Source organism: Microbacterium sp. PI-SA-G (assembly GCF_057215335.1).
In genome coordinates, this window is sequence record NZ_CM170103.1 from 2,412,253 (window position 1) to 2,435,127 (window position 22,875).

Here is a 22,875-nt window from a genome sequence, read left to right on the forward strand (position 1 = left end):
CCTCTCATGACGACAGTGGCGGTGCAGAGGCAGGCGCAACGGCGCCGGTCCCCTCTGGTCAGATACCTGCTGCGGCGGGCCGGCACCTCCCTGCTCCTGCTGGTGGGCGTGACGATCGTCACGTTCGCGCTCACCAACCTGGTGCCGGGAGACCCGGTCTCGGCCGCGCTCGGCGAGGGCGCGTCGCAGAACCCGGAGACGCGTGAGGCGTTCATCCGGGCGCAGGGTCTGGATCAGCCGCTGTTCGTCCAGTACTTCATCTATATGGGGAATCTGCTGCGCGGGGACCTCGGCACGTCGCTGGTGACCGGTCGCGCGGTCACCAGCGACCTCGCCACGGCGGTGCCCGCCACCATCGAGATCGCGATGGGCGCGATCATCCTCAGCCTCGTCGTCAGCATCGTCCTCGGCACGCTCGCCGCGTACCGTCGCGGCCTCGTCACAGACCAGGTGATCCGTGTGGTGACGCTGGTCGGACTCAGCGTGCCGACGTTCTGGCTCGCGCTCGTCAGCTTCTACGTCTTCTTCCTCGAACTGCGCATCGCGCCGGGCTCCGGTCGCATCTCGCCCGCGATCACTCCGCCGCCGCGGGTGACCGGCCTCTACACGATCGACTATCTGCTGAACGGCGACGCGGTCGGCTTCTTCGACGCGCTCGCGCACCTGGCCCTGCCGGTGATGGTGCTCTCGCTCGTCACGATCGGTCTGCTCACCCGCTTCATCCGCACCTCGGTGCTCGAGGTGCTGGGCAGCGACTACGTGCGCGCCGCCCGCGCCAAGGGGCTCCCCGCGATGCGCGTGATCCTCGGTTACGTGCTGCGCGGTGCCTCGCTGCCCATCCTCACCGTCGTCGGCGTCGCATTCGGGGCCCTGCTCTCGGGCACGGTGCTCGTCGAGTCGGTCTTCGCGTGGCCCGGGCTCGGCACCTACGCCTACAACTCCGCCGCGAACCTCGATCTGCCCGGCATCATGGGCGTCGGTCTCGTGGTCGGCGTCATCTACCTCCTCATCAACTTCGTCGTCGATCTGCTCTACGGCGTCCTCGACCCGAGAGTGAGGATCGCATGAGCCGTATCGACGCCGTCTCCGGACGCGGCCGCTTCCGCTTCCGCTGGCCCCGCGCCTGGCGCACGCCGCTGGGCATCATCGGCACCGTCATCGCCGGCGCCTGGGTGATCATCGCCTTCACCGCGCAGTGGTGGGTGCCGTTCGGCCCCAACGCGCAGGTGCTCCCTCGACTGCAGCCGCCCGGGATCGACTCGCTGCTCGGCACCGACGGCAACGGGCGCGACATCTTCTCGCGCCTGATGACCGGCGCCACCGTGAGCCTCCCGCTCGCGCTGATGCTCGTGATCGCCGCCATGGTCATCGGCACCGTGGTCGGTGCGCTCGCCGGGTACTTCGGCGGATGGCTCGACGAGACGCTCATGCGCATCACCGACCTCTTCATGGCGTTCCCGACCGTGATCCTCGCGATGGTGGTCGCCGCCTCGCTCGGCCCGTCGCTGTTCAACGCCGTGATCGCCGCGATCGTCGTGTCGTGGCCGCAGTACTCGCGCGTCACCCGCAGCATCGTGCTCGGCCTGCGCGGACAGAACTACGTCATCGCCGGGCGCCTTCTCGGGCACTCACCGGTGCGCACGCTGTTCATCGACATCCTGCCGAACATCGCCGGCCCCGTGCTGGTGCTCGCGACGCTCGACATCGGCGCGGCCATCCTGCTCCTCTCCGGACTCTCCTTCCTCGGGCTCGGCGCACAGCCGCCGACAGCCGAGTGGGGATCGATGATCTCGGGTGCGATGCAGAACTTCGACGCCTGGTGGCTCGGCGTCTTCCCCGGACTCGCGATCCTGACCGTGGTGCTCGCGTTCAACTTCCTCGGTGACGCGATGCGCGACGTCCTCGACCCCACGGCCGAGATCGCGCACGAGAAGCAGGCCGACCACAAGGCATCGGCGGGGGTACCCGCATGAGCGCGCACGGCGGCACGCCGCGGACCGGGGCGACCCTCAGCATCCGCGATCTGACCATCGACATCGGCCGCCCGCTCGTGACGGGGGTGTCACTCGAACTCGAAGCCGGGCGCATCCACGGTCTCGCCGGAGAATCGGGCTCGGGTAAGACGCTCACTTCGTTGGCCGTGCTCGGACTGCTGCCGCGCCAGGCGCGGACCGGCGGATCGATCTCGCTCGGCGGCGAAGAGCTGCTCGGACTCGGTCGGCGCTCGCTCAACCGCATCCGCGGCAAGCGCATCGCGATGATCTTCCAGGACCCCTCGGCGTCGCTGCATCCGCAGCTGCCCGTGGGTCGTCAGCTCACCGACCACATGCGCGTGCACCTCGGACTCAAGGGCGCCGCGGCCCGTGCGCGGGCCGTCGAGCTGCTCGAGACCGTGCAGGTGCCGAACCCGACCGAGGCGTTGAAGCGCTATCCGCACCAGTTCTCGGGGGGCCAGCGCCAGCGCATCGCGATCGCGTGCGCCCTCGCCTGCGATCCCGAGGTGCTGCTGGCCGACGAGCCGACGACCGCGCTCGACGTGACCGTGCAGGCCGGCATCCTGCAGCTGCTGCGCGATCTCGCGATCGAGCGGAACCTCGCGGTGCTGCTGGTGACGCACGACCTCGGAGTGATGAGCGCGATCGCCGATGAGGTGGCCGTCATGAAGGACGGGAAGATCGTGGAGCGCGCCGACCGCGCGACCCTGTTCCGCTCGCCGCAGCACGAGTACACGCGCACGCTGCTCGCGGCGCTGCCCGGCTCGCGCCTCGAAGGAACGATGGATGCCGATGGAGAGGACCCCCATGAGTGAGGTCGCCGTCCTCGACGCGCAGGACATCGTGGTGCGCTACCCCGGGAACCCTCCCGTGGTGGCCGTCGATCGCGTCTCGATCCGCGTCGCCCCCGGAGAGACCGTCGCGCTCGTCGGCGAGTCCGGCAGCGGCAAGTCTTCCCTGGCGCGCGCGGTCGTCGGCATCGAGAAGACCGCCGCCGGCACGGTGCTCTTCCGCGACGCTCCGGTGTCGCCCCTCGGCATCCGCCGCCGCTCGATCGCCCTGACCGGGATCCAGATGGTGTTCCAGGACCCGTCCACCTCACTCAACCCGCGCCGTCGCGTGGGTGACCAGATCGCCGACGGCATCGCCACCGCGAAAGCGCGCGGTGCCGCCGGCTCCACCGTCGACGACTGGCTCGAGCGTGTGGGGCTGCCCACGCAGGTCGCGTCGCGCTACCCGCACCAGTTCTCGGGCGGACAGAAGCAGCGCATCGCCATCGCGCGGGCTCTCGCCGCCCGGCCGTCGCTGCTCGTGGCCGACGAGCCCATCTCGGCGCTCGACGCCTCGACGCAGACGAGTGTCGCGGGCCTGATGCGCGATCTCGTCGCCGAGGCGGGAGCGGGCATGCTGTTCATCTCGCACGACCTCGCCGTGGTGCAGCGCATCGCCGACCGCACGTTCGTGATGTTCGGCGGGCGCGTGCTCGAGTCGGGTTCGACTGATCGCGTATGGGCCGATCCGCAGCATCCGTACACCCGTGCGCTGCTCGCGGCGATCCCCGAGCCCGACGGCGAAGGTCGCATCCCGGTGGCGCCGACCACCGAGGAGCGCATCATCTGGTCCGAGATCCCGCCCGTCCTGAACTGACGCGGGCGTCGGGTGCGGCGCGGACCTGACGAACGCGCTGTATATCGGCTGGCAGACGTTGTATATCGGGTGAGTTCACTCGCGCGGGTACCGTGGCATCGTGAGGCCGTCGAGCTGCTTTTCGTTCACCTTGCTGCTACGAGTGCAGCAGAAACGGGCAGCGAACCGGTGGGCGATCTTCTCCGTCGGCATCGTGTCTCAGATCGTCTTCAGTGCGACATTCTTGGGCCTTCCCGCTGCGTCGCTGTTCGTTCAAGGCTCTCTCAAGCTTTCGACCGGCGGACTCGCGTTGGTGTTGGGCGCGGCCAGTATTGCTGTGGTCATTTCCGAGTTTCCCTGGGGTATTGCGGCGGATCGTTGGGGTGAACGCCGCATTCTGCTCACCGGAGTGATGATGGCGATGGTCACACTCGTGGCGGTCGCTGTCACGTCGTCGATGCCACGACCCTCCGTGTGGGCGCTCACTGTCCTACTGTTCGTCGCAGCGGGAGCTGGCGGCGCGGTCACGGGTCCTAGCGGTAGCGCGATCCTCGGCTGGTTTGCGGAAAGCCGTCACGGAACGCTTGTGTCCTTGCGCGTCGCGGCCGTCCCGGCTGGCGGGGCGATCGGAGCGCTTGCATACTCCGGACTGCTTTCGCGTTGGGGGGCGCCCATCGCCTTCGGCACGTTCGGCGCAACCTGCGCCATCTGCGCCGTACTCATCTGGGTCTTCGTCTTCGACCCCCCGAAGCGCCCGCAGCGTGTCGCCGCTTTTGACGAGGCCCTCACCAGCTCTGCGCCTGCACTGCGCCGAATCGGAGTGTGGCGTGTTGCCACAAGTGGGCTGCTTCTCGACATCGCACAGTTCCTCATCCTGACTTTCGCTGCGGCGATCCTCGCAGAGCAATACGGCTATTCGCCGTCCGCGGGTGTAGCGGCCGTCGCCATCATGCAGCTCGTCGGCGGGGCGCTCCGAGTCGCGGCAGGTGTCGGCACCGACCTCATTCGATGGCTGAACCGCGCGGTCGTGGTGCGAGGATTGGCGCTCGTGCAGGCGTTAGCCCTGACGGTCGTCGCGCTCGGCCCACAGGTGCCACTTTCGATCACTCTCATCGCGATGATGATCGCCGGCATCGCCAGTTGCGCGTGGCAGGGCGCACACTTCACGCACATCGCCGCGCTTGCTGGACGCGGGCAGGCCGGAACGGCGCTCGGGCTGAACAACGCCGCCACATCGCTGGGCGCCTTCATCCCACAAGTCGTCGCCGGAACGCTCGCTCTCGCCATGGGATGGAGCAACACCGTACTCCTCCTCGGAATCATCCCGGCGATCATTGCCGCCTTTGTCTTCCCCCGTGACTCCCGCGCCGGTCGCGCCGGTCGCGCCGGGCGCGGCGCCGACGAGTTCGCGACACGCCCGTGAGTCCGCTACACTGGGCAGGTTGTCTGCCCTGAGCCCCTGCGCTCATCACAGGGCCGGCGCATTCACACACCCTCCTGTTTCCGCGAGATACGCGGAAACCGTTCTAGTCCGAAGGAGGTGGGTAAGTGACGCACCAGTACGAACTCATGGTCATTCTGACCCCCGAGATCGACGAGCGCCAGGTCGCTCCCACGCTCGACAAGTTCCTGAAGGTCATCACCAACGATGGTGGCTCGATTGACAAGGTCGACATCTGGGGTAAGCGCCGTCTGGCCTACGAGATCCAGAAGAAGAACGAGGGCATCTACGCCGTCGTCAACTTCACCGCTACCAGCGAGGCCACGCAGGAGCTCGACCGTCAGCTCAAGCTGAACGAGCAGATCATGCGCACCAAGGTCCTTCGTTCGGAAGAGGCTCAGGCGATGGCAGCATTCGAGGCCAAGCGCACCGAAGAGAAGGCAGCCCGCAAGGCCGCCAAGGCTGCGAAGGCCTAAGCACCATGGCCGGCGAAACCGTCATCACCGTTGTGGGAAACCTCACGGCCGACCCCGAGCTGCGCTACACGCAGAACGGGCTGCCGGTGGCGAACTTCACCATCGCATCGACGCCGCGCAACTTCGACCGTGCCGCGAATGAGTGGAAGGACGGCGACGCGCTGTTCCTCCGCGCATCCGTCTGGCGCGAGTTCGCCGAGCACGTGGCAGGTTCGCTGACGAAGGGCATGCGCGTCATGGCGCAGGGCCGTCTGCGTCAGCGCTCCTACCAGGACCGCGAGGGCAACCAGCGCACCGCGATCGAGCTGGAGGTCGACGAGATCGGCCCCTCGCTTCGGTACGCGACCGCGCAGGTCACCCGTGCGGCATCGACAGGTGGCGCCGGCGGTGCCGGTGGTGCCGGCGGCGGACAGTCCCGTCCCGCGCAGCAGCAGCAGGTCTCCGAAGAGCCGTGGTCTACCCCCGGCTCCTCGACCAGCGCAGATGCGTGGAGCACTCCGGGCAGCTTCGGCGACGACACCCCGTTCTGAACAACTTCTGGATCCGATTCCCGTTCGCGGGAACGGCATCCGCTCATCATTAAGGAAAAACAATGGCTGGAAAGTCGAGCGGCGACCGCCGCAAGCCGCGGAAGGGTGGCAAGCCCACCGCTCCCGCGAAGTCCATCCGGGTCGGTCTCATCGATTACAAAGATGTCGCCACCCTTCGCAAGTTCGTCTCGGAGCGTGGCAAGATCCGCGCCCGTCGTATCACCGGTGTCTCGGTGCAGGAGCAGCGTCTGATCGCCACGGCGGTCAAGAACGCGCGCGAAATGGCGCTCCTGCCCTACGCTGGCGCCGGCCGCTAAGGGGTATTGAGATGGCAAAGCTGATTCTCACGAACGAGGTCGCCGGGCTGGGTAGTGCCGGTGACGTGGTCGAGGTCAAGAACGGGTTCGCTCGTAACTTCCTCATCCCCCAGGGCTACGCCACGGCGTGGACCCGCGGTGGCGAAAAGCAGGTCGCATCGATCCAGGCCGCGCGTCAGGCACGCGCGATCCACGATCGTGACGACGCTGTCGCACTGAAGGACGCCCTCGAGGGCACCAAGGTGCGTCTCGCCGTCAAGGCCGGCGCTGCCGGTCGTCTCTTCGGATCGGTCAAGACCGATCACGTCGCAGACGCTGTCGCCGCATCGGGCCTCGGCTCGATCGACAAGCGCAAGGTGCACATCACCTCGCCGATCAAGGTGACCGGTGACCACGAGGCCACCGTTCGTCTGCACGACGACGTGACCGCAGTCATCACGCTGCAGGTCGTCGCCGCCAAGTAATTCGGTTCGTTCGAACGCCCTCTGTCCTTCGGGACAGGGGGCGTTCGGCGTCTCCGGGATCGACAGAGCTGCCGTTCCTCCCGGGAGGGGTCACAGAGGCGGCGGATGCGGAGTGGCGCCCGCCCTGCACCGGTGTTCACCGCGTTCGCCTGAGGCCCCCTGGAGGGCCGCTCCTGGGTCTCGCCGAGATGCGGCGACGGCCTCTCGATCGTGGGGGCGAGAACGCGGCTCCGCGTGACGCGCCCGGCGAAAACTGAGCTTGACTTTCCCCAAGTTCTACACATGTCTCATCCGGTGAGGAAACCTTCAATGAAGGATTGAAGTTGATTTTCATCCACAGGCTGGGGAAAGGATAAACACCAGTTCAGCGTTCATAAAAAAGATCGCCTCCGGAATCATCCACCGGGTTATCCACATGGGTTGTACACAGACTCTCCGACTTTGTTCGCACGCTCTCCACAGAGTTATCCACAGGCCGTGTTGCATGTGGAAAGCGTCGCTCGTAGCTTGGTCCAGCGACCCAATGTCGGGGGCGTCTGGTTCGCTGTGTTGAGGGCGGCCCGGAGTCCAACACCGATACCGCACCGCCTGTCGCGGCGGGGCACGAGCATGAGTCGCATCGAAGGGAGCAGAGTGTCGATCGCAGACATCTCAGACGAGCGCCTCGGTGGCAAGCGAGGTCCGGAACGCACCCCTCCGCACGACCTCCTCGCCGAGCAGAGCGCCCTCGGCGGCATGCTCCTGTCGAAGGATGCCGTCGCCGATGTGATCGAGACGCTCCGGGGCGCCGACTTCTACATCCCCAAGCACGAGCTCATCTTCGAGGCGATCCTGTCGCTGTACTCGCACGGTGAGCCGACCGACGTCGTCGCCGTCACCGACGAACTCATCAAGACCGGCGAGCTCGGTCGCGCGGGCGGCGCCGACTACCTGCACTCGCTCACCTCGATCGTCCCGACCGCAGCCAACGCCGGCTACTACGCGGGCATCGTGTCGGAGCGCGCCATCCTGCGCCGGCTCGTCGACGCCGGCACGCGCATCGTGCAGCTCGGCTACGCGGGCGAGGGCGACGCCACCGACATCGTCAACACCGCCCAGGCCGAGATCTACTCGATCACCGGTTCAGAGACGGCCGAGGACTACGTTCCGCTGCAGATCGCCGTCGACGCCGCGCTCGAGGAGATCGAGGCCGCGAGCGGCCGCGACGGTTCGATGACCGGTGTCCCCACGGGGTTCAAGGAGCTCGACGAGCTCACCAACGGTCTGCATGGTGGACAGATGATCGTCGTCGCCGCCCGACCCGCGATGGGTAAGTCCACGCTCGCGCTCGACTTCGCGCGCTCGGCGTCGATCGGTCACAACATCCCCTCCGTCTTCTTCTCGCTCGAGATGGGCAAGAGCGAGATCGCGATGCGTCTGCTCAGCGCCGAAGGCCAGATTCCCCTGCAGAACATGCGCAAGGGAAACCTCGACCCCCGCGACTGGACCACAGTCGCCGCCACCCGCGGGCGCATCAACGACGCACCGCTCTACATCGACGACAGCCCCAATATGACGCTGGTCGAGATCCGCGCGAAATGCCGTCGGCTCAAGCAGCGCGAGGGGCTGCGCATGGTCATCATCGACTACCTGCAGCTCATGACGTCGGGTAAGCGTGTCGAGTCCCGTCAGCAGGAGGTCTCGGAGTTCTCGCGAAGCCTCAAGCTGATCGCCAAGGAGCTCCAGGTTCCGGTCATCGCACTGTCGCAACTGAACCGTGGTCCCGAGCAGCGCACCGACAAGAAGCCCGCGATCAGCGACCTGCGTGAGTCCGGCTCGATCGAGCAGGACGCCGACATGGTCATCCTGCTGCACCGCGACTCGGTCTACGACAAGGACGTGCGTCCGGGCGAAGCCGACCTCATCGTCGCCAAGCACCGCAACGGCCCCACCGCGACCATCACCGTCGCGTTCCAGGGCCACTACTCCCGCTTCAAGGACATGGCCCCGGGCGGGGACTTCAACTGAGGCGTCGGGCTGGCACCACCGGTCTTGCGGCGATGATGAATGGGACGTTCAGCCCCGCAGCGGATCGGAGAGCCGGAATCTCGCAATCGACTGCTCCACAGCTCCGCGCGCCGACGGCTCGGCGTCGACGATCGCGAAGTCGAGCGCCGGCGGATGCTGGGTGGCCCGGCTCAAGGCTGCGCGGATGGGCCCGGCCAGTGCTTCGCCGGCCTGCGCCCCAGGACCGGCCAGCACGATGACCTCCGGGTCGACTGCCAGAGCCAGGAGGGTCACTCCCTCAGCGATCGACTGCCCGATGCCCTGTGCGACCTCGCGAGCAGCGGCGTCTCCGTCGCGCGCCGCCTGTACCAGTTCGCGCAGAGTGCGCGTCTGACTGCTCAATGCTTCGTCGATCGACCTGCCCCAGGCGATGGCGGGGGAGGCGCCGAGCTCGCCGGCCGCGCCGGTCGCGCCCAGCTGAACGGTTCCTCCCATCACGATTCCGGCCGAGATGCGTCGTCCGATCGAGAGGTAGAGGAAGTTGCCGACCGCAGAGGCATCGCGCGCCGACAGTTCGGCGACCGCCGCGAGCTTGACGTCGTTGCCGAGTGAGACGTCGGCCTGCGGGAACCGGCGCGCGATCTCGGTGTCGAGACCGGCATCGACCCACCGAGGCACCACGACGGATTCGCGGAGTCCGCCGCCCGGCGCGACGATGCCCGGCACGGCCACCGAGATCGCGAAGACCGGCGGAGAGCCGGGAAGACGCCCGACGGCGTCGCGGACGGTCTGTTCGATGGCGTCGACGGCGGTGCGAGGATCGCCGAGGTCGTCGAACTCCAGGCGAGCGCGGGTGATGATGTCGTTCGCCAGATCCGCCACCAGGACGGCGACCGAATGGGGGCCGGCGTCGACGCCGACGCAGACACCCGCATCGCGAGCGAAGCGGAAGTGACGCGCCGGGCGGCCTGCTCGACCCAGGGTGCTGTCGCCCTCCGACGTTCTCACCCAGCCATGGTCGACCAGCCCGCTGAGGGTGTTGGAGACGGTCGGCCGCGACAGCTGGGTGGCGGCGGCGAGCTCACTGACGGTGAACTCGTGATCGGGCTGTTCGGTGAGATACCCGAGCACGCTCCGGGTGTTCAAGCGACGCAGCGTGGCGACATCGCTTCCGGGTACGTCCTCAGACACGGCGCTTCCTTCCTCGGGCAGTGGTCGACAGCCTCGATCGTCCGATGGTTGACAGTCACCGAGTCTATATGTAATGTACTTTCGAAACAGCCATTCATAACCTGGTCCTGCACCCGATCGCGAAACGAGAGTCATGCAACGCCGCACCCTCCGCCCCCTCATCCTTCTCTCCGCCACGACGTTCATCCTCGCGGGCTGCGCTCCTGGCGCTGCCGCGCCGGGCGGTGACACCGAGCGCGAATCACCGAGTCTCGAGATCGGCACGGATGACATCACGCTGCGGCTGATCTCGACCCCTGAGTCAGGTGCATCGACCGAGGCCACGATCGAGGCATTCGAGGCCGCATACCCCAACATCACCGTCGAGTACCAGCAGACGAACTACGAGGACTACAACAAGAGCGTCAACCTGGAGCTGAACTCGGACTCGGCTCCTGACATCGTGCTGCTGAACAGCGTCAACAACACGGTCAAGAACGATCTGGTGTTGGACCTCGACCCCTACGCCGACCTCTACGACTGGGCAGACCGCTACCCCGCGAACCAGCTGAACCAGTGGCGCGTCGCCGAGAACGGCACGACGCTCGGCGACGGTGCGCTGTACGCGGCGCCGGCCGGCTTCTCGGAAGTCGGCTTGTACTACAACAAGGCGGCGCTGAGCGATCTCGGATTCGACGCGCCGACCACCCTCGACGAGCTCGAGGAGCAGATGGCCGCGGCCGCGGATGCCGGGATGCTGCCCCTGCAGCTGGGAAACGCTGAGGGCCACGCGAGCTTCATCGTGCAGAGTATCGGGCAGTCGACGGACGGCGCCGGGCCGTACGCGGAATGGGCATTCGGACAGGAGGGCTCCTCCTTCGACACCGACGGCAACCGCGCGGGCGCCGAGGCTCTCGTGGACTGGACCGAGAAGGGCTGGATCACCGGCGAGGCGAACGGCACCGACCTGCAGGGCGCGGTCGATGCGTTCATCGCGGGTGAAGGCGTGTTCCTCGTCGACGGCAACTGGGACGCGTCGAAGATCGCCGACGGCCTCGGCGAGGATGCGGGCTTCGTTCCGTTCCCGGGCGCCGAGGTGACGGCCATCGGCACGTCGGTCGCCTACGCGATCTCGTCCGCCTCGCAGTATCCGAACGCCGCGGCGGCCTTCCTCGACTTCCTCGGATCCGAAGAGGCCTCGGCCAACCAGTTCGCGCAGGGCTTCATGCCTGTCGACCCGTCTGCGGCGACGCCGGAGGAGGACACGCTCCAGGCCGAGCTCGTAGCCGCATGGACGGCCATCTCCGAGGCGGACGGACTCGTCGGGTTCAACAACAACGCGACCTCCACGATGAACGACACCCTCACCGCCACCACGCAGGAGCTCCTGGCCGGCCGCACCTCCGCAGCCGACTTCATCGCCACAGTGCAGGCGGACTGGGAAGAGACGCATGGCACTGATTGATCGGTCGCCGACCACACGGTCGTCTCACGGCGGGCTCGATAATATCGTCGAGCCCGCCGCGGGCGCCCGTCGGCCACCGTCGTCGCGGCGCACGCGTGACCTTCGCGCCGTCATTCTGTTCATCGGTCCGGCCTTCGTGGCGTACGCCCTCTTCATCGCCGCGCCCTGGGCCCACAGCGTCTGGATCTCCCTCTTCGAATGGGACGGTGTCGGTGCCTCGACCTGGGTCGGTCTCGACAACTACGTGCGGGTGCTCACCGATCCCGAACTGCTCGCCGCCCTGCGCAACGGCGTCGGTCTGATCTTCTTCTACACCGTCGTGCCGATCGGGCTGGGTCTCGTGATCGCTGCGCTCTTCGCGTCGCGGCGCGGGCGAGGGGACGGGTGGGTGCGGACGATCCTGTTCCTCCCGCAGATCCTCCCTCTGGTCGCGGTGGGCGTCATCTGGCGCTACCTCTACTCCGGCGACGGGCCGATCAACCAGCTTCTGGAGGCACTGGGCCTCGAGAGCCTCACCCGCGCCTGGCTGGGCGACTTCGACACCGCCTTCGTGGCCGTCGGCATCGTCGGCACCTGGGTGACGACCGGTCTGTGCACACTGCTGCTCTTCACGGGCATGCAGAAGATCGACTCGACGCTCTACGAGGCGGCGCAGTTGGATCGCTGCGGTCCCATCCGACAGTTCTTCCACGTGACGGTGCCGGGCGTGCGTGCAGAGATCGTCGTGGCCTGCACCGTCACGATGATCGCCGCCCTGGCGAGTTTCGACGTCATCTTCGTGACGACCGGCGGGGGTCCCGGATCCGCCACCACCGTGCCAGGAGTGCTGATCTACCGCCTCGTGTTCACCTCGAACCAGGTCGGCCTCGCCTGCGCGCTCGCAACCGTTCTCAGCATCATCATCCTCGTCATCGTCGGGCTCATCGGCCGCGCCGGAAGGGAGCGGTCATGACGACCACTGCGTCCCGCATCTCTTCTCGCATCTTCCTGATCGTCGCTGTCGCGACCGTGATCGTGCCGTTCCTGGCGATCCTGAGCGCGGCTCTCCAGCCGACATCCATCCTGGTGCCCCGCCTGGAATGGCCCACCGATCCGCAGTGGGGGAACTTCGCCGAGGCGTGGACCACGGCGGGATTCGCCGACCTGCTGCGCTCGAGCCTCATCATCGCGGCGACCGTCGTGCCGATCACCCTTGTTCTCGCCACCCTCGCCGGATACGGCATGGCCGTGCTGCGATTCCGGGGACGCGCGCTCCTGTTCGCGTTCTTCATCGCGGGGCTCGCACTGCCGTACGAGGCGATCGTCATCCCGCTCTACTTCGATCTGCGCAGCATCGGTCTCATCGACACGTACTGGGCGGTGATCCTTCCTCTGATCGGTGCTTTCATGCCCTTCGGCATCTTCTGGATGCGCTCGCATTTCGAGTCGATCCCGGTGGAGCTGTCCGAGGCCGCCGAGCTGGACGGCGCGTCACGCGCGCGCATCCTGTTCCAGGTGCTGCTGCCCACCGCCCGGCCCGCACTGACCACACTCGGACTGCTGACGTTCATGTGGGCGTGGAACCAGTTCCTGCTGGCGCTCATCCTGCTGCGCGACCCGACCATGCGAACGGCACCGTCGGGGCTCGGAGCGTTCGTGCAGCAGTACGGCGAGAACGTCCCGCTGCTGGCCGCGGGAACGCTGATCGTGATCGCCCCGATCGTGATCCTGTACTTCGTCTTCCAGCGACAGTTCATCAGCGGAATGCTGCAAGGAGCGGTGAAATGACCGAACTCGACCTCGTGCTCGAGCACCCCGAGTTGCAGGCCACACCGGTCTCGCACCGACTCATCGTCGTGGGAGCCGGTTCACGCGGAACCAACTACGCTGCCATCGCGACCGCCTCGGGTCGCGCCGTCGTCACGGCTGTCGTCGAACCCGATCCCGAACGGCGTCGGATCTTCGCCGAGCGCTTCGGCATCGCCCCGACGGCGACCTACGCCGAGTGGTCCGATGTCGTCAGGCGTCCGCGTATCGCGGACGCTGCCCTGATCGCCACTCCGGATGACGCGCACGTCGAGCCGGCGGTCGCGTTCGCCGATGCGGGGTACCACCTGCTGCTCGAGAAGCCCATGGCTCCGACCGAGGCGCAGAGCGCGCGCATCGTCGACGCCGCCGACCGCAACGGCGTCCTGCTCCAGGTATGCCACGTGCTCCGCTACAGCGAGTACACGCGTCGGGTGAAGGAGGTCATCGACAGCGGCCGGATCGGCGACATCGTGTCGGTCGAACACCTCGAGCCGATCGGCTGGTGGCATTTCGCGCACTCGTACGTGCGCGGGAACTGGCGCTCGGCGGAGACGTCCAGTCCGATGATCCTCGCGAAGTCCAGTCATGACCTCGACTGGTTGAGTCACATCGTCGGTCAGCCGGTCACGAAGATCAGCTCGTTCGGGGGGCTTCATCACTTCACGCCGGCCAACAAGCCCGCGGGGGCGGCGGAGCGCTGCGTGGACTGCCCTCTCGTGTCGATGTGCGCCTACTCGGCCCCGCGGATCTACTCCCGCTTCCTCGGAGATCCGGTGGGAGAGAAATGGCCTCTGGCCGTGCTGACGACCGACGTCACGGCCGCTGGAATCGCGCGAGCGCTCGAGACGGGCCCCTATGGGGAGTGCGTATACAACGGTCAGAACGATGTCGCCGACCATCAGGTCGTCAACCTCGAACTGCGTGACGGCGCGACCATCTCGTTCACCGTGACCGCCTTCACCGAACTCGACTTCCGCAAGACGCGGATCTTCGGAACGCTCGGCAGCATCGAGGGCGACGGACGCAGCATCGTCGTCACCGACTTCCGTTCCGCGGAGACGACGGCGATCGAGGTCGCCCTCGACGGCGGAGCGAGCGCCGCCGACGGTCACGGCGGAGCCGACACCTCGCTGATCGAGCACTTCCTGACACTGCTCGATCAGCCCGACCGAGACGCCGCCAGACAGCACGCGCACGCGAGCCTCTACTCGCACCGGCTCGCGTGGGCGGCAGAAGAATCACGTCGGCGTGGAGCCGTCGTGTCACTGGACGAGTCGACCGGACTCGTCACCGACTGATCGAAAGGAACTGGTCCGATGAAGCACCGCACGATCCTGACCGTCGCGGCTGTCGCCGTGGCAGCACTGATCGGAGGGTCCGCGTCTCCCGCGGTCGCCGCCGACGCCCCGCCGAACCCGCCGTCCAAGCCCGGCTACACGCTCGACTGGGCCGAGGAGTTCGACGAGCCGAGCCTCGACACGACGACGTGGACGCCCTACTACCTGCCCCATTTCGCCGATGTGCGCGAGGACGCGAAGGGTCGGTACACGATCGCGAACGGGGTGCTCACGCAGCGCGTCGATCAGGATCAGAAGCCGTGGGCGCCGACGCGCGACGGCACGGTCCGCAGTTCCGCACTGCAGACGTACAACGCCGACTGGTGGCACAAGTTCAATGCGAACGCGACGCTGGCGCGCAGCGAGCCGACCTTCGACGGATATCAGGTGAAGTACGGCTACATCGAGCTCCGGGCGAAGCTCTCGACCGTCGGCGGGGGCGGACACCAGGCGCTCTGGCTGGTCGGCACCGAGGACCGCACGAGTGGATCACGCAATCCTGAGATCGACATGCTGGAGTCGTTCTTCTCACACGGGAACACCTGGCAGATCGCCTCGCACTCCTGGGGGTCGCCGGACTTCAATCCGACGGATCGCTCATGCGTGTGCGCGGTGCCCGGAACGCCCAAGGGGGAGTTCCACAACTACGGCATGGAGTGGACCCCGACCGAGCTGAAGTTCTACTTCGACGGCACGCTGATCAAGACGATCGCGGACGCGCCGAATCAGTCGATGGGGATCATCCTGAACATCTACACCGATGCGGGATCGGGCGTGCACAACGACGTCTGGCCCAAGAGCTGGCAGGTGGACTACCTGCGCGTGTTCAAGAAGACCGGCGGGTACTACGAGTACGAGACGCTGAAGGACCGGCAGAACGGTCGTCTGCTGAACGTCGAGAACCGCACGGGCCAGGTCGAGTCGTCCGCCGTTCCGGCGACCGCGTGGAGTGCGCACTGGATTCAGGAGCGCACCCCGGACGGGTTCGTCCGGTTCAAGAATCGTTGGACGGGAGCGTACATGCACACCGAAGGCGCCACGGGCGTCGTGCAGGCCGGAACGGTGCAGAGCGGATGGTGGTCGGCGCAGTTCTCGAAGGAGATCGTGGACGGACATCACCGGCTGAAGAACCGCCAGAGCGCGGGCTACATGTACGCCGACGGCGCTCTGGCCCGCTACGGAGCCGTCGCTCCGTCGACATGGACGAGTCAGTGGAAGATCGCTCCGGCTCCGGTGAGCTGAGAGTGGATCATCTGAGACGCAGCGCCGCGATCGCGGTGCTGCTGGCCCTCGGCATGGGGATGTCGGGATGCTCGGACCCGGGTCCGAGCGGGGATGCCGCGGCGCCCACCGCGGCATCCCCGGCCCCTCCGAACCGCAGCGATGACGCTGAGGTCTCCGCTCCCGACGCCCTCGCCGGCCAGACGTTGTGGAGCATCGACGGCACCGGCGAATCTCTGCCCGACGATGACCCCGACGTCCAGGCGGTGCGCACCCTCGTCACCGTCCACTCCGGTGCCGTCGACGACCGTGGGCCCGACACCGTCGATCAGGCCCTCGAGGACGAGTACGCGGCATATGCTCCGCAGTTCTCGGCGGCGCTCGACGGGGTCGACTGGCGCAGCCGGAGCATCGCGCGCACGCTCGACAGCGATGTGGTGAGTGAGCAGGCGGGTCTGGCCTGGCTGCAGTCGACCATCAGCGCCGACCGGCGATCTGCGACCGCCCAGTACGAGGCGTTCATCGTCTTCACCGCCGCGGACGATGCCTTCTTCGCCGAGAACGACATCGAGCCCGGGCGCGAGTACAGCATGTCGCGCATGGTGGAGGCAGAGAAGATCGACGGCGTGTGGCTGATCTCGGATGTGCGCGAGTCGAGCCTGCGTCCGCGCGGTGAGCCCGACGAGTGAGGGTCGCAGACCGCACGTCACCCGGCCGGCGCCCCGACCGCTCCCGCAGGCCGCTGACGATCATCCAGACCGCATAGACACCGAGTGCGCCCACGAGGACGGGCACGATCACCGCTCTGAGCTCACCCGTGATCAGCTGTGGCACCCAGCCGACCCACGGGAGCGCGTACCAGAGCGTGCCGCGGACCTGCACCTCCTGCACCCAGCCAGGGTCGGGCGAGGGGTTGGCGTCGCCCTGCGTCACGAATAGTCCGAACGGCGCAACTCCCGTCCGTCAGTCGTTCGATGCCACGACGTCGGAGCGACGCCCTTGGAGGAACCACACCGTGGGCCTGAGGGCGGGCGACTTGTCAAGGCAGTTCTCCGGCCGCCTGCGACGAGCGACGATCAGCCGATCACACGGCGGCAGACACGAGCATCGGAGTACTCATGAGAAAGACCACTCGGACGTGACCGAGATCGCCACGTCAGGCAGCTTCCGGAGCGCGTCGCCGCACGACGCGTCGTCGCCCCTCGGCTCCCGGTTCTTCGGCGGGCTGTTACGCGGCGGCATCGCGGGACTTCTGCTGCTGCGGCGGCCCAGACCCATTCACGCCCGCGGTGCCGTCTTCGAGGGGGAGATGACGATCCTGCGACGACGAGACCCGTCGGGAATCGGGTGGATCGATGATCCGCCCGACGGTCAGGTCGAGATCGTCGCGCGGGTTTCGCGCTCGGTAGGGCTGCCCCCCGCGCTTCCGGACGTGTACGGCATCGGAATCCGCTGGGAGCATGAGGGGGCGCCCGTCGATCTGGAACTCTCGTCGACCGGCATCGGCGTTCCGGGCCGATACCTGCTGATGCCACGACTCACACCGTCGCGCGTCACGCTGAGCAGCCTGCTGCCCTATCGGACCGCCCGCGGACCTGTGCTCCTCTGCGCGCGGACCGTACCCGCGCGAAGGCTCCCCGGCGATCTGGCGGGCCTTCGGCGGAGCGTGGATGAAAAGCCCTGGACGCTGCGCCTGTACTTCGCGTCTCCTCAGGGGAGATGGCATCCCTTCGCTGACATCCGTCTGACGCGCTCTCGCCCGGACGACGACCCGACGCTGCGCTTCGACATCGACAGGCATCCTCTTCCGGGCGCCGGAACCTATGCCTGGGTGCGCGCGCTGCGGCAGCCGTCTTACCGGCTCGCTCAGCGCGATCGACGAACCACGGAAACGGTCAGCCGATATTCGCCGTGATCCGCGCCAGGTGGGCGGCTGACTCCTCCGTCGAGCGGGTCCTGCCGCTTACTCCGGGCCGCTGCTCCCACGGGCGGGGGCCATCGGCGTGCCGGTACTCCACGCCCGCCGCGTCGAGGCGGGCGAGGTGCTCGGTCAACCGGGGAGCGAACTCGGCGTATTCGCGGTCGCCGTCGGTCCAGAGAGCTTCTGCGACGGCAGCCAGACGCGGGAATGCCCGGTAATCGAGCCCGCGCATCGAGTCGATGTGCTCGGTCCAGAGATTCGCCTGGCCGCCGAGCACATGCTTTGCCTGGTCGGCGTCGAGTTCCGCGGGCACCGGGTCGAAGGAGTACGCGGTCTCGACGGTCGTGACGGTGCCGGTCGGAATGGGTTCGGTGGCCAGGTCTGACTCGCGGTAGTCGAGATAGACGGTGTCCTCCGGGCACGCGATGACGTCGTGCCCGGCGCGCGCGGCAGTCAGCGCTCCGACCCGCCCACGCCACGACAGCACGGTCGCGCCGTCGGCCAGGCCGCCCTCGAGGATCTCGTCCCAGCCGAGAAGCTTGCGGCCGCGTGACGCGAGGTGTGCGCCGATCCGGGCGACGAACCAGCTCTGCAGCTCCTCCTCGTCATGCACCCCGAGCTCGCGCATGCGCTCCTGGGTGCGCTCGTCCTCCACCCATTGGATCTTTGGGCACTCGTCTCCGCCGATGCAGATGTACTCCGAGGGGAACAGATCGATCACCTCGTCGAGCACGCCGCACAGGAACGCGATGGTCGATTCCTCGACGTTGAAGATCACGGGATTCACACCCCAGAGCGTCCACGGTGTGGTCGGGGCGTTGTCTCCCACACCGAGCTCCGGGTACGCCGCCACGGCTGCCTGCGCGTGACCGGGCAGTTCGATCTCGGGGACGACGGTGATCCCGCGCGCCGCGGCGTACGCGACGATTTCGCGAATGTCGTCCTGTGTGTAGAAGCCGCCGTGCGGTCGCCCGTCGGCGTCGGAGCCGTGGGCGGCGCCGAGCTGGGTCTCCGGACGCCAGCCGCCGATCTCGGTGAGCCGAGGGTAACGGGCGATCTCGATTCGCCATCCCTGGTCGTCGGTGAGGTGCAGGTGCAGCGTATTGAGGCGGTGCATCGCCAGCAGGTCGATGAAGCGCAGCACGTCGCGCGTCGGTGCGAAGTGTCGGGCGACGTCGAGCATGGCGCCTCGCCACGGGAACTTCGGTGCGTCTTGCACTCGGGTGGCAGGGGCGGTCCAGACGGTGGTCGTGTCGGGGGAGCGCCGGTACACCGCCGGCGGGAACAGCTGCAGCAGCGCCTGCACGGCCCAGTGTGCGCCGCGCTCGGTCGAAGCCGTCAGCCGGATCGACCCAGGCAGCACCTCGAGCTCGAACGCCTCGGGCGCGAGCGACGGATCGAGATCGAGCCGGATGCTCGGCGTGTCCGCACCGTCCACCGGGGTCGGGACCTCGGCGACGGAGACGGGCAGCACGAAGCCGGTCGCCGCGCGCAGTCGTTCCTGCAGTCGCAGCACGGGCTGTGTCAGTTCGGGGTGGGTCGACAGCGCGGTGTCGACCGTGAGGACGAACTCTCCCGGCTCGGTGGTCCGGGCGGTCGGCCGGGGCAGAAGGGTCGGCATGGGGGCAACTCCCTGATGAATTCGAGCGGCATGAATTAGTTGGTTTCATGCCCCAATAATTGGTAAATAAAGTGACCTAATACGACGGGCAGAAAACTCCGCCGTGGCGAAACAATACCGTCATATCGCAGAAACGTAACAGCTCTGAAGATATGAACATAATGATTGACAACGGATATGAAACAGGGGTGTACTAACTTCACCGCTCGGCACATCGACGTATCCGTCGCGGTACCCCCACCTACCAAGGAGAGTTAAGTGGCAATCAGGAAGTTGGCGACATTCGGTGCGATGGGCATCGTCACGGCCCTCGCGCTCAGCGCATGCTCGGGTTCCTCAGGTGCAGGCACTGCCGCCGCCCCCAGCGACGGAAAGGTGCCCGAGGTCGACGGCGCGGGCGAGAAGATCACCGTGTGGGTCATGCAGAACGACTACAGCGCCGAGACGCTCGACGCGATCAATGCGAAATTCACCGAGGTCACCGGAGCCGAGGTGAGCGTGCAGTCCCAGACATGGGACGGCATCACCACGAAGATCACGACCGCCCTCGCGACGGACTCCCCGCCCGACGTCCTCGACGTCGGCAACACGCAGATCGCCAGCTATGCCGCCAACGGCGGTCTGCTCGACCTCACGCCGTACGAGGACGATCTCGCCCAGGGGCAGACGTGGCTCGACGGTCTGGTCGAGCCGGCCACGGTCGACGGAACGCTCTACGGCGTTCCCGGATTCGCCGGTGCGCGCGCGGTCATCTACAACAAGAAGATGTGGGCGGATGCCGGGGTCACTGAGGCGCCGACCACCTACGAGGAGTTCACGGCCGCGCTCGACAAGGTCAAGGCCGCGAATGCGCAGATGCCCGACTTCTCGGCGTTCTACCTGCCGGGGCAGTACTTCTACGCCGGCATGCAATTCGTGTGGGATGCCGGGGGCGACATCGCGACCGAGAAGGACGGGGAATGGACGTCGGGTCTCGGTTCCGACGAGGCGATCGAGGGACTCGAGGCGTTCAAGACGTTCCAGAACGAGTACTCCACGGCCGCGTCTGCGACGCTCGACACGTTTGAGCCGAACCAGAGCCAGCTTTTCGCCGACGGCAAGACCTCCGCGATCCTCAACACCAACACCGGCGCGATCCTGAAGATCAACCCGGCGCTCGAGCCCGACCTCGGCACCTTCCCCTTCCCTGGGATCTCGGGTGAGGCGCAGCCGGTCATGCTCGGCGGATCGGACTGGGCGGTTCCGGCGAAGTCGCGCAACTCCGACCTGGCGCTGAACTGGGTGAAGATCGCAGCGAGCCCGGAGATCCAGCGGGACTTCGTCGTGGGCGTCGACGGCTGGATCCCGAACAGCGTCGAGGGCATCGAGTTCGCGCAGGAGTCGCTGGACGAGGTGAAGTCGAGCTTCTTCACCGCCGCGCTGACGTCGAAGGCGACCCCGGCCAACGCGAACTGGACGACGATCGAGAGCAATAAGGACATCAACAGCCTGTTCTCCTCGATCGCCTCCGGCGCGAAGCCCGTCGAGAAGGCGGCGAGGGACTACGACGCCGCCGCCGACAAGACCCTCAACATCCCGTGATCCGAGGGGATGCCGTGCGCTCACGCCGCACGGCATCCCCTCGCATCGAATTCTTTCTGCCGCCCGCGCGCGCGGCACCTCCGCTCTGACGAAAAGCCCGACCTTGGTCACCACCTCCACGGAGCCCCCGCCGACGGCTCCCCGCCGCGCTCCCCGGTCCGCTTCGTCACCGCAGAAGCGGCGCTCCGGCAGCCTGACCCGCACATCCGCGCCGTTCTGGCTGCTGACCCCCGCCGGGCTGATGATCGTGTTCGTCACGCTCCTGCCGATCGGCTTCCTCGTCTTCACGTCGTTCACGAACTACAACCAGCGGACGCTCTTCACCGGCGCCTTCGACTTCGTCGGCCTCGACCAGTACGCGGCCGTGGTGTCGGACCCGGAGTTCTGGCGGTCGCTCCTGCGCACCATCGTCTTCACCGCGGCCCTCGTCGTCGGCAGCGTCGCGATCGGCGCGGGCATGTCGCACCTCATGACGCGACTTCCCTCGGGCATCCGCCACCTGACCACCGTGGTCCTGATCCTGGCGTGGGCGATGCCCAACGTGGCCTCGTCGATCGTGTGGTCGTGGCTGTTCCAGCCGCAGTACGGCGTCATCAACTGGATGCTGACGCAGCTGGGGGCCTTCGGCGATATGACCAGCCGCGACTGGGCGTCCGATCCCGTGCTCGTCTGGGTGTGCATCTGGCTGCTCGTGGTCTGGGGCGCTGTCCCCTTCATCGCACTGACGCTGTACGCGGCAGAGACCCAGGTCGCGGTCGAGCTGAAGGAGGCGGCGCGCCTCGACGGTGCATCCGAGTGGAGCATCTACCGCGTCGTGGTGCTGCCGTCGATCGGGCCGACCATCCTGCTGGTCACGATGCTCTCCATCATCTGGGACTTCAACGTCTTCAACCAGATCTGGCTCATCTCCGAAGGTGGCCCCGACGGGGCGACGTCGACCCTCGGCGTCTTCACCTACACGACCGCCTTCTCGGGCAACCTGCAGATCGGCGCCGGCTCGGCGATCGCGGTCGCCTCGACGATCATCCTCGCGGCGCTGAGTGCCGTGTACATCCGACACCTCGTGCGTTCGGGAGAGGACCTCTGACATGACCACTCGAACCCGCCGTCTGCGTCGTGTGCCCTGGATCAGCAGCAGCATCGCGATCCTGTTCTGCATCGTCTGGGCGTTCCCCGTCTACTGGATGGTCAACACCGCCTTCAAGCCGCGGTCGGAGATGCTCAGCAGCACACCGCACTTCTTCCCCGAGGCGCCGACGCTCGACAACTTCTTCACCGCGATCGGCAAGGGGCAGTTCCTCGTCTACCTGCAGAACTCGGTGGTCGTCGTCGCGGGCGCGGTGATCTTCGCGATCGTGCTCGGCATCTTCGCGGCCGCAGCCCTCTCGCGGTTCCGCTTCCGCGGACGTCGGCCGATCCTCGTCCTCATCCTCATCGTCCAGATGCTGCCGGGGACGGCGCTGCTGATCCCGCAGTTCCTCATCTTCAACTCGATGGGACTGCTGGGCACCTACTGGGGTCTGATCTTCGCGTACGTCGCCAGCGTGCTGCCGTTCTCGATCTGGGTGATGCGCGGGTTCTTCCTGGCCATCCCGATCGAGATCGACGAGGCCGCCCGCATCGACGGCGCGTCGACCTGGCAGGTTCTCACCCGCGTGCTCTTCCCGCTCGTGATGCCGGGGATCATCTCCAGCAGCGTGTTCGCCTTCATCGCCGCCTGGAACGACTACATCGTCGCGTTCACCTTCATGAAGGACCAGGCGAACTACACCCTCCCGGTGTGGCTCAACTCGTTCACCGTCTCGGTCGGCGGCGAGATGGGCACGGACTACGGCGGGCAGTGGCCGCGGCCACCCTGTTCTCCCTTCCGGTGGTGGTGTTCTTCATGATCATCCAGCGCAACCTCGTCACCGGCATGTCCGCCGGTGCCGTCAAGG

At 67.1% G+C, this 22,875-nt stretch carries 22 protein-coding genes; 20 read left to right on the top strand and 2 right to left on the bottom strand.

Going from position 1 to position 22,875, the window contains the following annotated elements; translation table 11 throughout:
• Positions 1–6 precede the first annotated feature (6 nt).
• The 10 genes from AC2D10_RS11775 to dnaB all read left to right on the top strand — a co-directional run bounded on the left by AC2D10_RS11775 (position 7) and on the right by dnaB (position 8,855).
• Entirely contained in the window at positions 7–1,068 is a 1,062-nt protein-coding gene (locus AC2D10_RS11775) for an ABC transporter permease (protein WP_484707902.1), read from the top strand.
• Positions 1,065–1,973, top strand: coding sequence for an ABC transporter permease (locus tag AC2D10_RS11780; protein WP_484707904.1), 909 nt, complete (start codon positions 1,065–1,067; stop codon positions 1,971–1,973). The genes AC2D10_RS11775 and AC2D10_RS11780 overlap by 4 nt, the downstream gene beginning before the upstream one ends.
• On the top strand, positions 1,970–2,809 hold the full coding sequence (locus AC2D10_RS11785; RefSeq protein WP_484707906.1) for an ABC transporter ATP-binding protein: 840 nt from the start codon (positions 1,970–1,972) through the stop codon (positions 2,807–2,809). The genes AC2D10_RS11780 and AC2D10_RS11785 overlap by 4 nt, the downstream gene beginning before the upstream one ends.
• On the top strand, positions 2,802–3,641 hold the full coding sequence (locus AC2D10_RS11790) for an ABC transporter ATP-binding protein (RefSeq protein ID WP_484707908.1): 840 nt from the start codon (positions 2,802–2,804) through the stop codon (positions 3,639–3,641). Before AC2D10_RS11785 ends, AC2D10_RS11790 begins: the two co-directional genes overlap by 8 nt.
• 100 nt (positions 3,642–3,741) lie before the next feature.
• On the top strand, positions 3,742–5,043 hold the full coding sequence (locus AC2D10_RS11795) for an MFS transporter (RefSeq protein ID WP_484707910.1): 1,302 nt from the start codon (positions 3,742–3,744) through the stop codon (positions 5,041–5,043).
• Between the two features lie 125 nt (positions 5,044–5,168).
• On the top strand, positions 5,169–5,537 hold the full coding sequence (gene rpsF, locus AC2D10_RS11800; protein ID WP_484707912.1) for a 30S ribosomal protein S6: 369 nt from the start codon (positions 5,169–5,171) through the stop codon (positions 5,535–5,537).
• A 5-nt stretch (positions 5,538–5,542) separates the two neighbouring features.
• On the top strand, positions 5,543–6,067 hold the full coding sequence (locus AC2D10_RS11805; protein ID WP_484707914.1) for a single-stranded DNA-binding protein: 525 nt from the start codon (positions 5,543–5,545) through the stop codon (positions 6,065–6,067).
• A 62-nt stretch (positions 6,068–6,129) separates the two neighbouring features.
• The gene (rpsR, locus tag AC2D10_RS11810; RefSeq protein WP_028501151.1) at positions 6,130–6,384 is read left to right on the top strand and encodes a 30S ribosomal protein S18; all 255 of its coding nucleotides are present in this window, start codon (positions 6,130–6,132) and stop codon (positions 6,382–6,384) included.
• A gap of 11 nt (positions 6,385–6,395) precedes the next feature.
• The gene (rplI, locus tag AC2D10_RS11815; protein WP_484707917.1) at positions 6,396–6,848 is read left to right on the top strand and encodes a 50S ribosomal protein L9; all 453 of its coding nucleotides are present in this window, start codon (positions 6,396–6,398) and stop codon (positions 6,846–6,848) included.
• A 633-nt stretch (positions 6,849–7,481) separates the two neighbouring features.
• The gene (dnaB, locus tag AC2D10_RS11820; RefSeq protein ID WP_484707920.1) at positions 7,482–8,855 is read left to right on the top strand and encodes a replicative DNA helicase; all 1,374 of its coding nucleotides are present in this window, start codon (positions 7,482–7,484) and stop codon (positions 8,853–8,855) included.
• A 48-nt stretch (positions 8,856–8,903) separates the two neighbouring features.
• On the opposite strand, the gene AC2D10_RS11825 is transcribed toward dnaB, so the two are convergent.
• Positions 8,904–10,025, bottom strand: coding sequence for an ROK family protein (locus tag AC2D10_RS11825; RefSeq protein WP_484707921.1), 1,122 nt, complete (start codon positions 10,023–10,025; stop codon positions 8,904–8,906).
• Positions 10,026–10,158: 133 nt separating this feature from the next.
• On the opposite strand from AC2D10_RS11825, the gene AC2D10_RS11830 reads away from it, so the two are divergent.
• From AC2D10_RS11830 to AC2D10_RS11860, 7 genes are all read left to right on the top strand, one after another.
• Positions 10,159–11,469 (top strand): ABC transporter substrate-binding protein, encoded by a 1,311-nt coding sequence (locus AC2D10_RS11830; RefSeq protein ID WP_484707923.1) that lies wholly within the window; start codon positions 10,159–10,161, stop codon positions 11,467–11,469.
• Positions 11,456–12,421 (top strand): carbohydrate ABC transporter permease, encoded by a 966-nt coding sequence (locus tag AC2D10_RS11835; protein WP_484707924.1) that lies wholly within the window; start codon positions 11,456–11,458, stop codon positions 12,419–12,421. Before AC2D10_RS11830 ends, AC2D10_RS11835 begins: the two co-directional genes overlap by 14 nt.
• Positions 12,418–13,236, top strand: coding sequence for a carbohydrate ABC transporter permease (locus AC2D10_RS11840; RefSeq protein ID WP_484707925.1), 819 nt, complete (start codon positions 12,418–12,420; stop codon positions 13,234–13,236). The genes AC2D10_RS11835 and AC2D10_RS11840 overlap by 4 nt, the downstream gene beginning before the upstream one ends.
• On the top strand, positions 13,233–14,555 hold the full coding sequence (locus AC2D10_RS11845; RefSeq protein ID WP_484707926.1) for a Gfo/Idh/MocA family protein: 1,323 nt from the start codon (positions 13,233–13,235) through the stop codon (positions 14,553–14,555). Before AC2D10_RS11840 ends, AC2D10_RS11845 begins: the two co-directional genes overlap by 4 nt.
• Before the next feature lie 18 nt (positions 14,556–14,573).
• Positions 14,574–15,836 carry a family 16 glycosylhydrolase gene (locus tag AC2D10_RS11850; protein WP_484707927.1) on the top strand — a complete coding sequence of 421 codons (1,263 nt, stop codon included), beginning with the start codon at positions 14,574–14,576 and terminating at the stop codon, positions 15,834–15,836.
• Positions 15,837–15,838: 2 nt separating this feature from the next.
• Positions 15,839–16,504, top strand: coding sequence for a hypothetical protein (locus AC2D10_RS11855; RefSeq protein ID WP_484707928.1), 666 nt, complete (start codon positions 15,839–15,841; stop codon positions 16,502–16,504).
• A 449-nt stretch (positions 16,505–16,953) separates the two neighbouring features.
• A complete protein-coding gene (locus tag AC2D10_RS11860; protein ID WP_484707930.1) occupies positions 16,954–17,730 on the top strand; it encodes a hypothetical protein in 777 nt (258 codons plus the stop codon).
• Here AC2D10_RS11860 and AC2D10_RS11865 read toward each other — a convergent pair.
• A complete protein-coding gene (locus tag AC2D10_RS11865) occupies positions 17,711–19,357 on the bottom strand; it encodes a beta-N-acetylhexosaminidase (protein WP_484707931.1) in 1,647 nt (548 codons plus the stop codon). The two genes, AC2D10_RS11860 and AC2D10_RS11865, sit on opposite strands and share 20 nt — an antisense overlap.
• Positions 19,358–19,615: 258 nt before the next feature.
• Between AC2D10_RS11865 and AC2D10_RS11870 the strand changes: the two genes are divergently transcribed.
• The 3 genes from AC2D10_RS11870 to AC2D10_RS11880 all read left to right on the top strand — a co-directional run bounded on the left by AC2D10_RS11870 (position 19,616) and on the right by AC2D10_RS11880 (position 22,827).
• A complete protein-coding gene (locus AC2D10_RS11870; RefSeq protein ID WP_484707933.1) occupies positions 19,616–20,938 on the top strand; it encodes an extracellular solute-binding protein in 1,323 nt (440 codons plus the stop codon).
• 103 nt (positions 20,939–21,041) lie between these two features.
• A complete protein-coding gene (locus AC2D10_RS11875) occupies positions 21,042–22,025 on the top strand; it encodes a carbohydrate ABC transporter permease (protein ID WP_484707936.1) in 984 nt (327 codons plus the stop codon).
• Position 22,026: 1 nt separating this feature from the next.
• Positions 22,027–22,827 carry a carbohydrate ABC transporter permease gene (locus AC2D10_RS11880; RefSeq protein ID WP_484707937.1) on the top strand — a complete coding sequence of 267 codons (801 nt, stop codon included), beginning with the start codon at positions 22,027–22,029 and terminating at the stop codon, positions 22,825–22,827.
• The last annotated feature ends 48 nt before the right edge of the window (positions 22,828–22,875 follow it).